The organism is Enhygromyxa salina (assembly GCF_000737335.2).
Classification (GTDB): domain Bacteria; phylum Myxococcota_A; class Polyangia; order Nannocystales; family Nannocystaceae; genus Plesiocystis; species Plesiocystis salina_C.
In genome coordinates, this window is record NZ_JMCC02000076.1 from 38,049 (window position 1) to 54,192 (window position 16,144).

At 67.3% G+C, this 16,144-nt stretch carries 13 protein-coding genes; 7 read left to right on the forward strand and 6 right to left on the reverse strand.

The annotated features are described in order from the left end of the window. The first annotated feature begins 154 nt into the window (after window positions 1-154). From DB30_RS26705 to DB30_RS26715, 3 genes are all read left to right on the forward strand, one after another. Entirely contained in the window at window positions 155-2,569 is a 2,415-nt protein-coding gene (locus DB30_RS26705) for a 3-hydroxyacyl-CoA dehydrogenase/enoyl-CoA hydratase family protein (protein ID WP_146660754.1), read from the forward strand. A 40-nt stretch (window positions 2,570-2,609) separates the two neighbouring features. Further along, complete coding sequence (locus tag DB30_RS26710; protein ID WP_052554131.1) at window positions 2,610-3,755, forward strand: thiolase family protein; 1,146 nt, start codon at window positions 2,610-2,612, stop codon at window positions 3,753-3,755. Between the two features lie 116 nt (window positions 3,756-3,871). After that, window positions 3,872-5,068, forward strand: coding sequence for a serine hydrolase domain-containing protein (locus DB30_RS26715; RefSeq protein ID WP_165703964.1), 1,197 nt, complete (start codon window positions 3,872-3,874; stop codon window positions 5,066-5,068). Window positions 5,069-5,301: 233 nt separating this feature from the next. Here DB30_RS26715 and DB30_RS26720 read toward each other — a convergent pair whose 3' ends face one another. Continuing rightward, on the reverse strand, window positions 5,302-5,991 hold the full coding sequence (locus DB30_RS26720; protein WP_146660758.1) for a histidine phosphatase family protein: 690 nt from the start codon (window positions 5,989-5,991) through the stop codon (window positions 5,302-5,304). Window positions 5,992-6,256: 265 nt separating this feature from the next. Between DB30_RS26720 and DB30_RS26725 the strand changes: the two genes are divergently transcribed. Continuing rightward, complete coding sequence (locus DB30_RS26725; protein ID WP_052554052.1) at window positions 6,257-6,733, forward strand: hypothetical protein; 477 nt, start codon at window positions 6,257-6,259, stop codon at window positions 6,731-6,733. Between the two features lie 15 nt (window positions 6,734-6,748). On the opposite strand, the gene DB30_RS26730 is transcribed toward DB30_RS26725, so the two are convergent. After that, a complete protein-coding gene (locus tag DB30_RS26730; RefSeq protein WP_052554054.1) occupies window positions 6,749-7,867 on the reverse strand; it encodes a c-type cytochrome in 1,119 nt (372 codons plus the stop codon). A 1-nt stretch (window position 7,868) separates the two neighbouring features. Further along, window positions 7,869-8,672 carry a peroxiredoxin family protein gene (locus DB30_RS26735; protein ID WP_052554057.1) on the reverse strand — a complete coding sequence of 268 codons (804 nt, stop codon included), beginning with the start codon at window positions 8,670-8,672 and terminating at the stop codon, window positions 7,869-7,871. A 238-nt stretch (window positions 8,673-8,910) separates the two neighbouring features. On the opposite strand from DB30_RS26735, the gene DB30_RS26740 reads away from it, so the two are divergent. The 3 genes from DB30_RS26740 to DB30_RS26750 are packed head-to-tail and all read left to right on the forward strand — an operon-like array spanning window position 8,911 to window position 12,958. Further along, a complete protein-coding gene (locus tag DB30_RS26740; RefSeq protein WP_052554133.1) occupies window positions 8,911-10,011 on the forward strand; it encodes a type IV pilus twitching motility protein PilT in 1,101 nt (366 codons plus the stop codon). Beyond that, window positions 10,011-11,216, forward strand: a complete 1,206-nt coding sequence (locus DB30_RS26745; RefSeq protein ID WP_052554059.1) for a type II secretion system F family protein — start codon at window positions 10,011-10,013, stop codon at window positions 11,214-11,216. Before DB30_RS26740 ends, DB30_RS26745 begins: the two co-directional genes overlap by 1 nt. Window positions 11,217-11,218: 2 nt before the next feature. Next, window positions 11,219-12,958: a two-component system sensor histidine kinase NtrB gene (locus DB30_RS26750; RefSeq protein WP_052554061.1), complete on the forward strand. Its 1,740-nt coding sequence runs from the start codon at window positions 11,219-11,221 to the stop codon at window positions 12,956-12,958. A gap of 108 nt (window positions 12,959-13,066) precedes the next feature. On the opposite strand, the gene DB30_RS26755 is transcribed toward DB30_RS26750, so the two are convergent. From DB30_RS26755 to DB30_RS26765, 3 genes are all read right to left on the reverse strand, one after another. Then, entirely contained in the window at window positions 13,067-14,083 is a 1,017-nt protein-coding gene (locus tag DB30_RS26755) for a hypothetical protein (protein ID WP_240480336.1), read from the reverse strand. Between the two features lie 61 nt (window positions 14,084-14,144). Continuing rightward, entirely contained in the window at window positions 14,145-15,059 is a 915-nt protein-coding gene (locus DB30_RS26760) for a hypothetical protein (RefSeq protein ID WP_165703965.1), read from the reverse strand. A 43-nt stretch (window positions 15,060-15,102) separates the two neighbouring features. Then, window positions 15,103-16,131 carry a hypothetical protein gene (locus DB30_RS26765; RefSeq protein WP_052554067.1) on the reverse strand — a complete coding sequence of 343 codons (1,029 nt, stop codon included), beginning with the start codon at window positions 16,129-16,131 and terminating at the stop codon, window positions 15,103-15,105. Between the last annotated feature and the right edge of the window lie 13 nt (window positions 16,132-16,144).

Consider the following 16,144-nt stretch of genomic DNA (forward strand, 5'->3'; position numbering starts at 1 on the left):
TGCAGTTGGCAAAGCACCCGTACACGTCCGCCGAAGGCTCCCGAGCCCCCTTTCAGGGGAGCGAAGCGACCAGACGCGCCAGCCGCTGCAGTCGGCGAAGTCTACCGTCCATGTGGGGGTCATAAACCGCCGGGTCTTTGCTACTGTCCGCCGCGTGACGCTCAATCGACCTCCTCACCAGCTCGTGGCGACAGTGCTGGGTGCCGGGACGATGGGGGCAGGGATCGCTGCTCACCTGGCTAACGCCGGCATCCGCACCTACCTGCTCGACATCGTACCAAGGGGGGTCGACACCGACGCCCCCAAGGCCGCCCGCAACAAGCTCGCTCTCGGGGCGCTCAAGGCTCTGCCCAAGGCCAAGCCGCCTGCGCTCATGCACAAGGACTTCGCGGCCCGGATCACCCCCGGGAACTTCGAAGACGATCTCGCCAAGGCCGTGAGCCAGAGCGACATCGTGATCGAGGCGATCGTGGAGCGCCTCGACATCAAGCAGAGCGTGTTCAAGCAGGTCGCCGCCGCGGCCCAGGATCACACGATCTTGGCGACCAACACCTCGGGTATCCCGATCGGTGACATCGCCGAGGCGCTGCCCGAAGCGGCCCGCGAGCGGCTGCTTGGCCTGCACTTCTTCAACCCGCCGCGGTGGATGCACCTGCTCGAGGTGATCCCGTCCAAGTACACGGCGCAGCGCTACGTCGACGACGTCGCGCGGTTCTCGGATCGCGTGCTGGGCAAGGGGGTCGTGCTGTGCCGCGACACGCCCAACTTCATCGGCAACCGGATCGGCATCGGCGAGATGCTGCTGACCTTCGCGGCCACGGCCGAGGGCAAGTACACGATCGAAGAGGTCGACGCCCTCAACAGCAAGCCGATCGGGCGGCCCAAGACCGGCAGCTACCGACTCGGCGACATGGTCGGGCTCGACGTCGCCGGCCACGTGATCCGCAACCTGCGTGACGCGCTCAGCGGGGATCCTGCGGCGGACAATTTTGATCCGCTCTACGACAAGATGCAGATCAGCCCCGCGCTGCAGACCCTGCTCGACAATAATTGGTTGGGCGACAAGTCGGGCCAGGGCTTCTACAAGAAGAGCAAGGACGCGCAGGGCAACCGCGCGATCCTGTCCTTCGATCTCGAGACCCGCGAGTACCGCCCGCGGATCGAGCCCGCGTTCCCGGAGCTGAAGGGCATCCGCGGCTCGGCCAGCGCGATGGTCAACAAGGCCATGCGCCTCGAGGGTCGGGCCGGCGAGTTCTACCGCAAGGTCTACCTGCCGCTGTTCAACTACTCGGCCACGCTGACGGGCAAGATCTGCGACACGCCCAAGCAGATCGACGACGCGATGAAGTGGGGCTACGGCTGGGGCATGGGGCCGTTCGAGCTGATGGACGCGGCGGGCCCGGCGTGGTGCGCCGCGCAGATGGCCGAGATGGGCATCGAGCCCGCGCCGGCGATCACCAAGCTGCTCGCGCAGGGCGAGGACGCGACCTGGTACAAGGGCCGGCCGGGCAACCAGCAGGTGTTTGACGGCGAGTCCTACGTCGACGTGCCCACCCCGGCCGGAATGCTGATCCTCGCGGCCCACAAGCCCGAGGGTGAGATCCACAGCAACACCTCGGCGGCGCTGATCGACATCGGCGATGGGGTCGCGCTGCTGGAGTTCCGCAGCAAGGCCAACGTGCTCGACGAGGGCGTGGTCAAGCTGATGGCCGAGGCGCCCGAGCTGCTGCGCGAGCGGGGGTTTGTCGGTCTGGTGATCGGCTCGCAAGACGACCACTTCTGCCGCGGGGCCAACCTGCTGCAGATCGGCATGGCCGCGATGCAAAAGAAGTGGGACGAGCTGGATCTGGCCGTCAACACCTTGCAGCAGACCCTGATGAACCTGCGCCACGGGGCGCTGCCGGTCGTGGTCGCGCCCTATGGGCAGACGCTCGGGGGCGGCTGCGAGGTCTCGATGCACGCGGACCACATCCAGGCTGGGGCCGACCTGTTCATGGGTCTGGTCGAGATCGCGGTTGGCGTGCTGCCGGCTGGCGGCGGCATGAAAGAGATCGCGCGGCGGGCTTCGGCTCACGCGGATCAGCTCAAGGCCGGCGAGGTGTTCGACTGGGTCCGCCGCGGGTTCGAAGCCGCGGCGACCGGCAACGTCTCGATGTCCGCGTTCGAGGCCCGCGCAACCGGCTGGCTGCGCCCAAGCGACGGGATCACCTTCCACAAGAACCGCGTCGTCGCCGACGCCAAGCAGGCCGCGCTGTCGCTGGCAGCCAGCAACTACGTGCCGCCGGATCGCAACGAGCCGATCCACGTCATGGGCGCGCCCGGTGGCGCCAACTTGGTCCTGGGCATCCACGAGTTTGGCTGGGGCGGCTTCGCTTCGGAGCACGACCAGCTGATCGGCACCAAGATGATCCACGTGCTGTCGGGCGGCATGAAGCCGACCGCAGGGACCGTCACCGCCCAGCAGCTGCTGGACCTCGAGCGCGAGGCGTTCTTGTCGCTGTGCGGCACCCAAAAGACCCTCGAGCGGATTCAACACATGCTCGACAAGCGCAAGCCGCTGCGAAACTGAGCGCGGGACTGACCTGAAAGGAACCAAGCAAATGGCACAAATCCGAGAAGCAGTCATCGTCGCCAGCAAGCGCTCCGCGGTCGGCAAGTCCGGGCGCGGGAGCCTGCGCAACACTCGGCCCGACGACATGGGCTCCGAGGTCCTGCGCGCCACCATGGCCACCGTCAACGGGCTCGAGCCCAGCATGATCGAGGACATCGCGATTGGCTGTGCGATGCCCGAGGCCGAGCAGGGCCTCAACGTTGGGCGCATGATCGGGATCGGGGCTGGGTGCCCCGATCAGACCGCCGCGCTCACCGTCAACCGGTTCTGTAGCTCTGGGCTGCAGACCATCGCCATGATCGCCGAGCGGATCATGGTTGGCGCGCTCGACGTGGGCGTGGGTGGCGGCATCGAGTCGATGTCGATGGTCCCGATGGGCGGCAACAAGCCGCGCGTGAGCCCCAAGATGGTCGCCGAGCGACCCGAGGTCTACGTCTCGATGGGGGTCACCGCAGAGAACGTCGCGCGCAAGTTTGGCATCAGCCGCGCCGACCAAGACGCGTTCGCGCTGCAGAGCCACCAGCGGGCGATCGCGGCGATCACCGAGGGTCGCTTCAAAGAAGAGATCATCCCGGTGACCACGATCGAGGGCGGGACCTTCGACACCGACGAAGGCCCGCGCGCCGACACCAGCGTGGCCGCGCTCGGGGGCTTGCGCCCGGTGTTTCACGTCAAGGGCACGGTCACCGCCGGCAACTCGTCGCAGACCAGCGACGGGGCCGCGATGACCGTTGTGATGTCGGCCGACAAGGCCAAGCAGATCGGCGCGACACCGCTGGCGCGCTTCGTTGGGTTTGCCGTCGCCGGGGTCGCCCCCGAGCTGATGGGCATCGGTCCCGTCGAGGCGATCCCCCGGGTGTTGAAGCAGTGCGGGTTGAGCAAGGACGACATCGATCTGTTCGAGCTCAACGAGGCGTTCGCGGCCCAGTCGCTGGCCGTGCTGCGCGAGCTGGACCTGGATCCGGCCAAGGTCAACGTCAACGGCGGGGCGATCGCGCTGGGGCATCCGCTTGGGTGCACGGGGGCCAAGCTCACGTCAACGCTGCTCGCGGAGCTGCGCCGTCGCAAGGGTCGCTACGGCATGGTCACGATGTGCATCGGCGGCGGCATGGGTGCGGCGGGGATCTTCGAGGCGCTGTACTGATCTCGCGCCGTCGCGCGTGAGCTCAAAGCACTCACTCGAACCATGGGGCCGGCCTGCGCGAGCGGGTCGGCCCTGTTTGCGTGCTCGGCTCGACTCGCGTTTGCTATGGTGGCGGCGTGCGTTGGTCGCTCGTGGCCCTGATCTCGATCGCGGGGTGTCACTCGGAGGCCGGCGAGCGGGCGGTCGTGCGCGACCCGCCAGAGGTGGCGCCATCGGTCATCGCGGCCACGTCCGACGCGCCGCCGGGTCCCGAGGCGGCCCCCCACGCAGACCGCAAGCGCGCGTGCATCAGCGAGGCGCTGGTCGGGGCGGACCCGCGGTTGCATGGGTTGATCCGAGCTGTGTGCGCCGAGTGGGTCGAGCGCGAGCTGCCCGGGCTCGCGCTGGCCGTCGCCGAGCCCGGCGCCGCGGCGTTCGAGCTGCAGCTTGGCGTGCGCTGCCTCGGCGAGGCGACGCCGGTTGGCGCTGCCACGCAGTTCCGGTTTGGCTCGATCTCGAAGCCGGTGACGGCCGCGCTGGCGCTGGGTCTCGTCGCTGATCGCCGGCTGTCGCTGACGGGCCGCGCGGGCGCGTTAGTGGCTGGCTACGACACCCCCAGCGGCGTGCCGGATCCCACGCTGGGCGCGCTGCTGTCACACCGGAGCGGGCTTGGAGAGATCGCGCCCGCGCAGCTGGTGGAGCTCGACGGCGCGTGGTTGCCAGCGCTGGCTCGCAGCGCCGCGGCCGGGGCACCTGGGGAGTATCACTACAGCAACGCAGGGTACGCCGTGATCGGAGCGATGCTGAGCGCGGCGACGAGCCAGGACTACCCGACGCTGGTTGGCGAGCGCGTGGCCGCGCCGCTCGGGCTGGGCAGCTTCACCGTTGACGCGAAGCTGGCCAGCGCGGCGGCGTGTGGTCACCTCGACGGCGCGCAGGGCCGCGCTCCCATCCGCGTCGCGGACGATCTCGAGTTCATGCCGGGCGATCCCAGCTGGATGAACCCGGGTGGCGGCGTGCTGGGTTCGGCGATCGATCTTGCTTGGTTCGCGCTCGCGCTTGGGAGCGAGCGGCTACCCGGAACAGCGGCGATGCTCGAGCCCGGTGAGCCGCTCCCGCAGGCGCGGCGCCCGGACGAACGCTACGGCTACGGCCTGCGCTCGTGGTCCCTTGCGGACCGGACCACGGCATACGGCCACAGCGGCAACAACGGCGCGTTCGCGGCGGAGTTGATGTTCGTGCCGGGGCGACGCGCGATCGTGCTGCTGACGAACTGCGGGGCGGAGCTGCCGGCCAGCGTCGCCGCGGCAGATCAGCTGCTGACGGTGCCCTAGAGCGCCGATCAGTTTGGAGTCGCGTCGTCAGGTGCGTCTGGGGCCGTTCCTGCCTAGGAGGGAGGCCGAAGCTGTATCCGGCATACTGCGAGCGCCGACCGACAACGGCAGGAGCGGCCCCAGATGTGCCTGGCGTCGTGAATTCAAACTGATTGGTGCTCTAGACTCAATCAGCGAAGACGGCCTCGAGCGTGTCGGCGCTGCGCTCTCCGAATGTTGGCCACCCTCATGCCTCATGTCCCGCGGGCGAACCCGGGGAACACGGTGCCCCGATCCTCGGAACCGACCACCAATCGAATCGCGCAATTATGTGGATTGGGCTCGTCCTCAAACCACTCGGGCGAGCGATGCAGCCACATCATCAAGAACGCCCGCAGCGTGACACCGTGACAAACCACGATCAGGTGCTCGATCCCATGCCGCTCGGCGTCACGGTGGAAGGTCCCAAACGCCTGATGCACGCGGGTCGCAACGTCAAACCGGCTCTCGCCCAAGGGCATCCGCGCCCAGAACCGGCCCTCGAACGCCTCTTGCTTGGCGTAGTGAGCGTGCTCGGCCGGAAACAGCTCAGCGAGCTCCTCGTCGGGGACACCGTCGAACAACCCAAACTGTTGCTCGCACAAGAGCATGTGCTCGCGGCGATCCGTCACCCAGCCGCCGGCTTCGGCGACGCCGGTCTCGATCCCGTCTGCGGTCTCGCGGGTCCTTCGGTAGGGGCTGACCCACAGGCGAACGTGCGGCTGCGCCCCCTCATAGGAGCCGTCGCGCAGCTGGGCCAGCGCCTCGCCCAAGAACCGACCCGCGGCCACGGCCTGCTCGTGGCCGCGGCTCGACAGCGGGATCGCGTGGTCCGCCATCTCACGGTGCACGTCCCTGTCAACGTTCCCGCGAGACTCCCCGTGCCGCACCAGGTAGATCCGCATGGCCAAATCCTACCCCAGGAGCCCGTGGCGCAACGCATCACGCCGCCTCGCTTGGTCTTTCCGCCGAGCTCTTCGTCGCCGAAACTTCCAGTAGGAGCCCGCGGGTCGCGGTCACGCTCCTGAGTCGCGTACCATCGGATCCGTGCACCGACGTCGGCGAATCCTGCTCTTGATCGCGTTCGCGGTGATCGTGCTGCTGGCGATGTGCGCCGAGCTCTGATGCGCTGCGCTTGCCGTGGGCCCATTCGGCAGTGACACTGCGGGCGTGGGCGAGCTCGGCAGCGTGTTCGAGGACGACGACGGGGAGCTCCCGCGCGGGCCGGATCTGCGCGTCAGCGTGGAGATCCCCCGGGCCGCGCTGGGGGCCACGCTCCGCGCACCGGTCCCCGCCCGGATCGCCGTGGATGGCGAGCTGCTCGAGCGGGTGGTCCTGCACGGGGAAGACCCCAACACGATCGAGCTGCACCTCCCCGAGCAGCTGCCCGAGCGCGCGATGCTGCGGCTGCGTGGCCAGGGCGCGGCGAGCGAAGATGGGCGCGCTGGGGATCTTCTTGTCGTCGTCGAGCTTGTCGATCGGCCCCCGCGGGACACCGAGGTGATCAGCTTCCCGACCCAGCAGCTGAGCCGGCGAGCAGACGACAGCGTGGCCGGCAGCGCGGGCGGTGAGACCGACATCACCTGGTGGGTGCTGATGGGCCTGGTGCTGCTGGGCGGCGGCGCGCTCTTGCTGCTGGCGCTGTGACAGACCCCGGTCTGCCTACTCGCCCTGCGCGGTCGGATACCCGCGATCGACCCACTCGTAGTAGCCCTCGTCCAGCACGGCGATCTGCCCAAACCCGGCGGCATCCAGGGCGTCAAAGGACTGCCCCGAGACCGCGTGCGGGCAGCCACAATAGTTGACGATCCACACGTCCTTCGGCAGCTCGTCGATCACCAGCTCGAGATCGAAGAAGGGGATCGACACCGCCCCCGCGAGGTGGCCTTCAACAAAGTCCGCGTGCGGCCGGGCGTCCAGCAAGATCATCTTGGCGCCAGCATCGAGCGCGGCCTTGACCGCGTCGACCCCAATGTAGCGGCCGTCGATGAGCGTGAACGCGGGATCGGGCCCGTCGGGGTTGAGCACCGCGTCGGACACATCGGGCACGAAGGGCGGCAGCGGATCGGTGTCGGGCTCGCGCTCCCAGCTGCGGATCAGCTTGATGACGTCGTCGATCTGGGCGGGCGTGAGGTCGTCCATGCCGCCGTCGGCGTAGCTGGCCATCGGCGTGCCCGGGCGCCCGTTCACGATCGACTCGCGCAGGTAGCCGTCGCTGGCCATGGTCAAGAACCACGGGTTCTCCAGGCTCATGTACGTGCCGCCCACGCCCAGCTCGCCGTGGCAGTCCTCGCAGCCGTACACCGCGTAGTAGGTCTCGCCGCGGAACACGGACGACGCGGGGTCGATCTCGTAGCCATCGACGTCCGCGTCAGGCACGGTCTGCCACGACTTGATGAACGCGACCAGGTGGTCGATCTGCTGATCCGACAGCGGCCCGGCCTTGACCGCGCCCCAGGCCGACATTGATGTCCCCGGACGCCCGTAGCGGATCGCGGCGGCCAAGAACGCCTCGTCGGCGAGGCGCAGGAATTCTTGGTTGGCGAGCGCGTTGGCGTTGTCGGCGGCGTAGCCCTGGCCGACGTCACCGTGGCAAAACCCGCAGTATTGCTCGTAGAGCGCGGCCCCCTCGGCCTCCGGGCTGAGCTCGCCGGTCTCCGACTCGGCCTCGGTCCCGGCCGACTCGCTGGCCGACTCGCTGGCCGACTGGGCGGACTCATCGGCGGGGCTCGACACGCACGCGCCCACGCACAGCAACGACGCGAACCATCCCCGGCGCATGTCAGCCCTCGAGCGCAGCGATCACCGCGCCATACACGGTATCCCAGCCACTTTGGGTGTTCAGATCAATGCTGGGGTTGGCGTCGGCGTAGTTGAAGTAGCTGTGCAGAACTCCGTTGGAGTCGTAGATGTAGATGTCGTCGGTGCCAAGGCCAATCTCGTTCATCAAGCCCCACGCGTTGGCCTGGGCGGTGTCCTGCACGAGCGGGAACGAGGCGCGATCAATGAATTCCTGCTGCGTGTCGGCGTAGCCGTCTTGGTTGAGCGCGACAAACCACACCTCGTGGCCCTTTAGCGTCAGCTGGGCCTGCATCTGCTCGAGCTTCTCGAGCGTGCCCTGGCAGATCTCGCAGGTCGAGCGCATCAGGGTGAACAGCGTGACGCGACCCTTGAAGGTCTCGAGGCTGTAGGTCTGGCCAAAGTTGCAGCTCTGCGGCTGGAAGTCCTCGAGCTCGAAGTAGGCCCAGGTCGAGCCGGGGCTCATCGGCGTGTCGGGCTGGGCGGCGTTGGCGGGGATCGGTTGGGTGCCGTTGGGGCCAGTGCAGTTGGGATCGCCGTCGCCATCCCCGTCCCCGCTCGGGTCGCCATCCCCGTCCCCATCGCCGCTCGGATCCCCGTCCCCATCGCCGCTCGGATCCCCGTCCCCATCACCGCTCGGGTCGCCATCCCCGTCCCCATCGCCGCTCGGATCCCCGTCCCCATCGCCGTCTCCGCTGGTCTCCGTGTCGGCGTTGTCGACCTCGCTGCTTGGGCAGGCGAGCAGCAGGGGGACACACATCAAGACAGCGCGCAGAGGATCGTTCATGCCGGGCTCCGGGGGGGCGAGAGTACCACCCCGCACAACGCGTCCCAGGTCGGTGTGCCTCGCAGCTCGCTGTCACTCGCTGCTCACGCGTGCACCGGCGGATGCCTTGGACGGCGCCAATTCGCGCGGCCGGAGCCCAGCGCTGCAGCCCGCGGGGCCAGGCCGGCGACGACAACGACAACAAGTTGGCCAAAGCGCTCCACCCTCTGTACCCTGAAACCGAATCGCCTCGATGTCGATCCCCAACCTCCATCAGCTCCTCAAGGCCATGCTCGATCAGGGGGCGACGGATCTGCACGTCACCACCGCCTCACCGCCGATGCTGCGGCTCGACGGTCGGCTGGTCCCGCTGCGCACGCCCCCGTTCAGCCCCGACGACTGCAAGTCGCTGTGCTATTCGATCCTCTCGGACAAGCAGAAACACCGGTTCGAAGAGGAGCAAGAGCTCGATCTCTCGTTCGGGGTCAAGGGCCTGGCCCGGTTCCGCGCCAACCTCTACATGCAAAAGAGCGCGGTCGCCGGGGCGTTTCGCCTGATCCCCTACAACATCCGCACCTTCGACGAGCTCAAGCTGCCCCCGGTCATCAAGGAGCTGGCCCGAAAGCCGCGCGGGATGGTGTTGGTCACGGGCCCAACCGGCTCGGGCAAGAGCACCACGCTCGCGGCGATGCTCGATCTGATCAACCGCGAGCGGCGCGAGCACATCATCACGCTCGAAGATCCGATCGAGTACATCCACCAGCACCAAAAGTGCCTGGTCAACCAGCGCGAGATCGGCTCGGACTCCATCAGCTTCACCCGCGCGCTCAAGTCGATCCTGCGCCAGGATCCCGACGTGGTCCTGATCGGCGAGATGCGTGACCCCGAGACGATCGGGGCCGCGCTGACCGTGGCCGAGACCGGCCACTTGACCTTCGGCACGCTGCACACCAACAGCGCGCTGCAGACCATCAACCGTATCATCGACGTGTTCCCGCCCCACCAGCAGAGCCAGATCCGCGCGCAGCTGAGCTTCGTGCTCGAGGGCGTGGTCTGTCAGGCGCTGCTGCCCCGCAAGGGCGGCGGTCGGGTGCTCTCGGTCGAAGTCATGATCCCCACCCCCGCGATCCGCAACCTGATCCGCGAAGACAAGGTCCACCAGATCTACTCGCAGATGCAGGTTGGCCAGGGCGAGCACGGCATGCAGACATTCAACCAATCGCTCGCCGAGCTCGTGCTCACCGATCAGCTCGAGCGCGAAGAGGCCATGGCTCGCTCGAGCCAACAGACCGAGCTCGACTCGATGCTCAAAGCGGGCAAGGGCCTGTCACACATCCAGCGAAAAGACAGGGGATACTGATGGCAGCGTGGATTTGGGAAGCGTCGACCCGCGCGGGCGAGCACCGCTCGGGCACCATGGAAGCCGACAGCGAGAACGTGGTCCGCGACCGCCTGTCGGCGCAGGGCATGGTCATCAACAGCGTCAAGAAGAAGCCGGTCGCGCTCAAGCTGCCCACGCTCGGCTCCGGCGTCTCGCTCAAGGATCTGGTCGTCTTCACCCGCACCTTCTCGACCATGGTCGACGCTGGCCTGCCGCTCGTGCAGTGCCTGGACATGCTGTCCAGCCAGGCAGAGAACAAGCACTTCGGCGGGATCTTGGCCAAGGTCAAGGCCGACGTGGAGTCAGGCAAGTCGCTGAGCGAGTCCATGGCCAAGCACCCCAAGGTGTTCGACCAGCTGTTCTCGAACTTGGTCGCCGCGGGCGAGGCCGGCGGCATCTTGGATCTGATCTTTCGCCGGATGGCGACCTATCTCGAGAAGTCGGCAAAGCTCGCTCGTCAGGTCCGCGGCGCGTTGGTCTACCCAACCGCGATCGTGGTCGTGGGTGTTGGCGTCATGATCATCATGATGACCTTCGTGCTGCCCACCTTCGAGACCATGTTCAAGGATCTCGGGGCCGGCTCGCTGCCGGGCCCCACCCGGGTGGTCCTGGGCATCAGCCACTTCATCACTGGCAACGCGCTGATCCTGATCCCGCTGGTCGTCGCGGCCGGCTTCGGGATCTCGGCGTTCAAGCGGACCACGCAGGGCCGCTACATGTGGGACAGCATGCTGCTCAAGCTGCCGATCTTCGGCAACGTGGTGCGCAAGGGCGCCGTCGCCCGGTTCACGCGCACGCTTGGCACCTTGCTGGCCTCGGGTGTGCCGATCCTCGACGCGATGGACATCGTCGCGCGCACGGCCGGCAACGCCGTGATCCAAAAGGGCATTCTCTACGCCCGCGAGAAGGTGTCCGAGGGTAAAGACATCGCCTCGCCGCTGCTCGAGACCGGCATCTTCCCGCCCATGGTCGTGCAGATGATCGGCGTGGGTGAGCAGACCGGCGCGATGGACGACATGCTGCAGAAGATCGCCGACTTCTACGAAGAAGAGGTCGACGCAGCGGTGGCCGCGATGTCGGCCATGCTCGAGCCGCTGATCCTGGTGTTCCTCGGGGTCGGCGTCGGCGGCATGCTGATCGCCATGTACCTCCCGATCTTCGACGTCGCAGGCGGCATCAAGTAGCCGTGGCCCCCGACGCCGAGACCTCTGGAGTCGCGATGCTCAGCGCGGAGCTGCAGGTCAATCTCGGCACCGAACTCAAAGACGGACCTGGGCCCCCGCCGCGCAGGCCCGACACCGGGCCCGAGGCGATGCGCCGACGCATCTCCTACTTCATGTTCTTTCGGCTGGTCCTGGTCGCGCTGTTCGCCCTGATCTTGACCTACACCACCTGGCTCGCCGAGCAGCACACGCTCACCCCCGGTGAATGGCTCGGCTGGACCGCGGTCGCCAGCGGCTTCGTCGTCACCTTGGTGTTCGCGTGGCAGATCCGGCCGCAGCCTGGCGTCCGGACCTCGAGCAAGAGACTGCGCGCGATCAGCTGGGCGCAGTCGGCGTTTGACATCGTGTTCGCGATGATCGCCGTTGGCCTGACCGGCGGCGTCGACTCGGACCTCGCGTTCTTGTTTCTCATCGCCGTGCTCGGGGCGGCGACGATGGGCGACCGACGGCAGATCCTCGCGGTCGCGACCGCGTGCGGGCTGCTCTACGTCAGCCTGAGCATGGCCCAGTTCGTCGGCGTGCTGAGCGGCCTCACGGGTCCCGGCGTCGGGGCGGTGATCGAGCCGGCGCAGCTGTGGGTCGCGCTGTTGCGCAATGCTGGGGCGATCGCGGTCGTAGCGATGCTGTCGAGCTACCTCAACACCCAGCTGTTGTCGTCGGTCATGCAGCTCGGCAGCCTGCGCACGCTCAACGAGAACATCGTCCGTTCGCTCAGCTCGGGGCTCCTGACCGTCGATCAGTCCGGGATCGTGTTGTTCGCCAACCCCACCGCCGCGGCCTTGCTCGGCCGGACCGGCGACCTCGTTGGGTGCGACTGCGAAGCGCTGCTGCCTGGAGTGCGTGGGCACCTCGACGACTCGGGCGGCGTCCGCAACCGCTTCGAGCTGACCGTCAACCGCGTCAACGACAACCGCCGCGTCAACCTGGGCCTCGCGTGCAGCACCCTGCTCGACGCCGAGGGCCTGTTCTTGGGTCACATCGTCAACTTCCAAGACGTCACGGATCTGCGCGAGATGGAGCGCGTGCTGCGACGCAACGAGCGGCTGACCGCGCTCGGGACCTTGGCGGCCTCGGTCGCCCACGAGGTCCGCAACCCGCTCGCCGCGATCTCGGGCTGCGCCGAGCTGCTCGAGGACGACGTTGGCGAAGAGGACCAGCGCCTGATCCGGGTGATCCGCAGCGAGTCGGCCCGGCTCGCCGACATCGTGTCCGAGCTGCTCGACTACACCCGCCCGCGCGAGCTGGTGCGCTCCAACATCGAGCTTGGCCGCGCGCTCGTCGAGCTCGCCGACAGCTTTCGCGCCGACCCGACCAACGCCAGCGTCGAGCTCGTCGTCACTGTCCCCAAGCAGCCGGTCCCCGTCGAGCTCGACATCTCGCAGCTGACCCAGGTGCTGTGGAACCTGGTCCGCAACGGCGCCCAAGCCATGGACGGCGAGGGCCGGCTCGAGCTCGAGCTCGAGCCGCGAGACGACCACGTATACCTGCGCGTACGCGACTTTGGCAGCGGGATCGAGGCCGCGGCGCTCGGTAAGATCTTCGAGCCCTTCTACTCGACCAAGAGCGGCGGGACCGGGATTGGCCTGGCGCTGGTTCACCGGATCGTTGAAGAGCACGGCGGCGTGATCAAGGTCGAGTCGACGGTGGGCAAAGGCACGGTGTTCACCGTGAAGCTGCCGCGCCGGGCCCCTACGCTGAGCTGAGCTGAGCTGAGCTGAGCTGAGCTGAGCTGAGCTGAGCTGAGCTGAGCCCAACCCGTTTGCCCGCCGAGGCTTCTGTGGAAGCCTCGGCTTCGCCGGTGCAGACCCCAGCTATTCCCACGCCAGCGTGCTCAGCGACGCGTCAACCAGCGCGCCCATGGTCTGGCAGCGCTCGAAGCGACGGTCCCCGTACGCGTCGATCAACCCGGCCCGCAGCGCCGCCACGTTGGCCTCGGGCGCGAGCTCGTCAAACCGCATCACATCCAGCAATTGCCGCAAGCGCTCCGCTTCACTGGTCGCCCGGTGGCGGATCAGGCTGCGCTCTTCTTGCTGATATTGCCGCGTGGTCGCCTGCTCCATGCAGCGCATGCCCAATTTGATGATGGGATTGTTCTCTACATAATAATTGGGCTGATACACGCGAATGTTGCCCTCGTAGCTCTGCTGATCAAAGTCGATCGCGCGCAGCCGGTAGCTGGTCTCGTCAAAGTCTGGCGTGATGTCGACGACGAAGTTGCCGGCGTGCATGTCACCGAGCAGGCGAATGAAGCAGCGCTCACAGAACTTGACGAATTCCTTGGCGAGCCGGACCTCGTCGAGGTGCTTGTCCTCGAGGTGGTCACGCATGAACACGTCGCCCGGGATCCCGGCGATGTGCGACTCGACCAGGGTGTCGTCGTGGGTCATGAACTCGAGCCGGTTGGGCGACAGGATGTGCTCGAGCTCGAGCCCGTAGACCCGCGAGGCGTCGGCCCGCTTGACGTAGAAGTAGTCGAAGTTCTCGTTGAGGGTGTTGAGGATCCGGACCCGGAACGGCTGGGTGTTGCCGTAGGAGCACACGTCGACCCGGTCGGTCACGAGGTGCTGCATCAGCGAGAGATCACCCGTCACCCGCAGCGTCGCGTAGGTGTCGACCAGGGCCCGGTTGATCCGCTTGCGCTCGCTCGCGGGGTACAGCACCGACTCCCACAGCGTGTCGCGGCCGCGCTTGTCGTAGACCGGGACGGTGTCGCCGTAGTAGGTGAGATCCTCGTAGCGGATCGGTAGCCGCAGCTCACGACCGTGTCCGACCAAGTAGCGACGCAGCGCGTCGGACACCCGGTAGGGCTGCTTCTTGCGCGAGATCATCGGCACCGGCTCAGCATCGCACGACTGGCTGGTTTCGGCTCGGTGCCCCGGTGACGATCTTCTAGCCGCAGGGCGTCTCGGCTTGCGCCTCGGCCTGGGCGAGCTCGTTGCTGACGTCTTCACGGTGGACGACGACCCGGTCGAGCAGCAAGTAGTCCGCGCGCGCTGACAGCTGCATGGTGTAGGCCCCCGGCGCATCGAACTCGACGTAGATGTCGTGGGCGTCGTTGTCGCTGGTGCGTGTCGACCACTTCCACTCGGTCGCGCCCGACGAGTACACCTTCATCCATCCGTCGACGCTCGAGCCCTGGGCGCACCCCGCATCGCCAACCTCGGGCAGCGCCTCGATCATGCTGATGAAGTTGGCGTCCTCGCAGATCGGCTTGGGGTACCGGCGGGTCTCGGGATCGTTGCCGGCCTTGCCGTAGTAGTCGGCGACGCCCATGAACCGCAGCCAGACGTCGTTGTGTTCGGTGGCGTCTGCACCCATGCCGATCCGGTTGCGCCACTGCACGCGGTAGCGGCCGGGCTCGTGGATGCCAAGCTCCACCTCGATCAGCCCGTTGCCCGGCTGGTTGTTGAAGCTTGGACCCGACCAGAAGATGTAGCCCGAGCCGTAGTGACCGGGCATGTCGGCGGCGATCTGCCAGTCTTCGACGATCGCCAGCGACTCGGCCTCGAACATCAGGACCCCGTCTGGGCGGACCTCGTAGTCGCACTCGAAGCCGTCGCCATCGCCGTCGCCGTCGCCGTCCCCGTCGCCGTCGCCGTCCCCGTCGCCGTCGCCGTCGCCGTCGCCGTCTCCATCGCCGTCGCCGTCGCCGTCGCCGTCGCCGTCCCCATCGCCGTCGCCGTCGCCGTCGCCGTCGCCGTCGCCAGCCGTCTCGGTTTCAGCGCCGACCTCGCTGCCGCTCGAATCGCCGCAAGCGACGAGGCCAACGATCAAACACAGACTCATGAGCGCAACCCTGGACATGGTGCACATCATACTGTGCCCACATCCCTGCGCGTTGGTGCGGCTACTCTGGCGGCGTGAAATTGTCGCAGGCGTCGTCGATGACGGCGATCGCGTCGTTGAAGAAGGTTTCGTAGCTGGGCGCACAGATATCGCCGACCGAGCCGTTGAAGAACCAGTTCGTCAGCGCGATCAGGCGCGAGCAGTTGTCCGCGCCGCAGCTGTTGTCCCCGTCACCGACCAACGCCAGCACCACGATGTTCTCTTGGATGCCGTTCTTGTAGGCCTTGAACTTCTCGAACCAGTCGACGGGGTCGCCCTCGGACCCACCCATGCAGCCAAAAAACGGGACGCAGACCTCTTGATCGTTCTCGTCGCTGATGATGACCACGACCAGCAGCGCGTCGTCGCGGATGAAGCCCTCGTTGCAGGCCCCCGGGCCGTTCATGAGCGGGGACAGGGCGTGGTAGCCAGCCTGGGCCTGAATCTCGTCACCCGAGCCCGAGATGCCGACCTGCGCGATGCAAGAGAACTTGGCGGCCAGGTCCGGCTCGGTCTCGTCGAGGTAGCGCGCGCCCGAAGAGAAGGGCTCGCAGTTGGTGTTGCTCGACGCGTCGCCGCTGGTGCTGGTGACCAGCGCGCCCAGGGTGTTGCAGCCAGACCCGTTGCCGCTGTAGGCGTCGGTCGTGACCACCCCAATGTGGTAGCTCTCCGCTTGGCTGAGCTCCGCCTGAATGCCGGCGACGAAGCCCTCGAACGAGGCGACCAAGCTGGCCTGCTCGTCCTGCATGCTGCCCGAGTTGTCGATCACGAACAGAAGATCGACCTTCTGGCACTCGCCCATGGGGCCGCCGTCGTCGGCCGAGCCGCTGTCGCCGCTGCCGTTGCTGACGTCCAGCTTGTCGCTGCTGTCGTCGCCCAAGCTGTCGCTGCTGGTGGCGTCTTGATCGCCGCTGTCGTCCTCGCCCAGGGTCACGCTGCTGACCCCGTCGCCGGTTGGGGTCTGCTGGGTGTCGTTGCCACCGCAGCCAAGCGCCAGGCACACGGGCAAACACAGCGACAAGACCAGCGGCTGAGCTTTCGTCTCCGGCATGCGCAACCATTGC

Excerpts from the sequence above, each read along its gene's own strand:
- DB30_RS26720 (WP_146660758.1), bottom strand. The coding sequence starts at position 5,991 with ATGCGGATCTACCTGGTGCGGCACGGGGAGTCTCGCGGGAACGTTGAC.
- DB30_RS26730 (WP_052554054.1), bottom strand. The coding sequence starts at position 7,867 with ATGCGCCGGGGATGGTTCGCGTCGTTGCTGTGCGTGGGCGCGTGCGTG.
- DB30_RS26735 (WP_052554057.1), bottom strand. The coding sequence starts at position 8,672 with ATGAACGATCCTCTGCGCGCTGTCTTGATGTGTGTCCCCCTGCTGCTC.
- DB30_RS26745 (WP_052554059.1), top strand. The coding sequence starts at position 10,011 with ATGGCAGCGTGGATTTGGGAAGCGTCGACCCGCGCGGGCGAGCACCGC.
- DB30_RS26755 (WP_240480336.1), bottom strand. The coding sequence starts at position 14,083 with ATGATCTCGCGCAAGAAGCAGCCCTACCGGGTGTCCGACGCGCTGCGT.
- DB30_RS26760 (WP_165703965.1), bottom strand. The coding sequence starts at position 15,059 with ATGTCCAGGGTTGCGCTCATGAGTCTGTGTTTGATCGTTGGCCTCGTC.
- DB30_RS26765 (WP_052554067.1), bottom strand. The coding sequence starts at position 16,131 with ATGCCGGAGACGAAAGCTCAGCCGCTGGTCTTGTCGCTGTGTTTGCCC.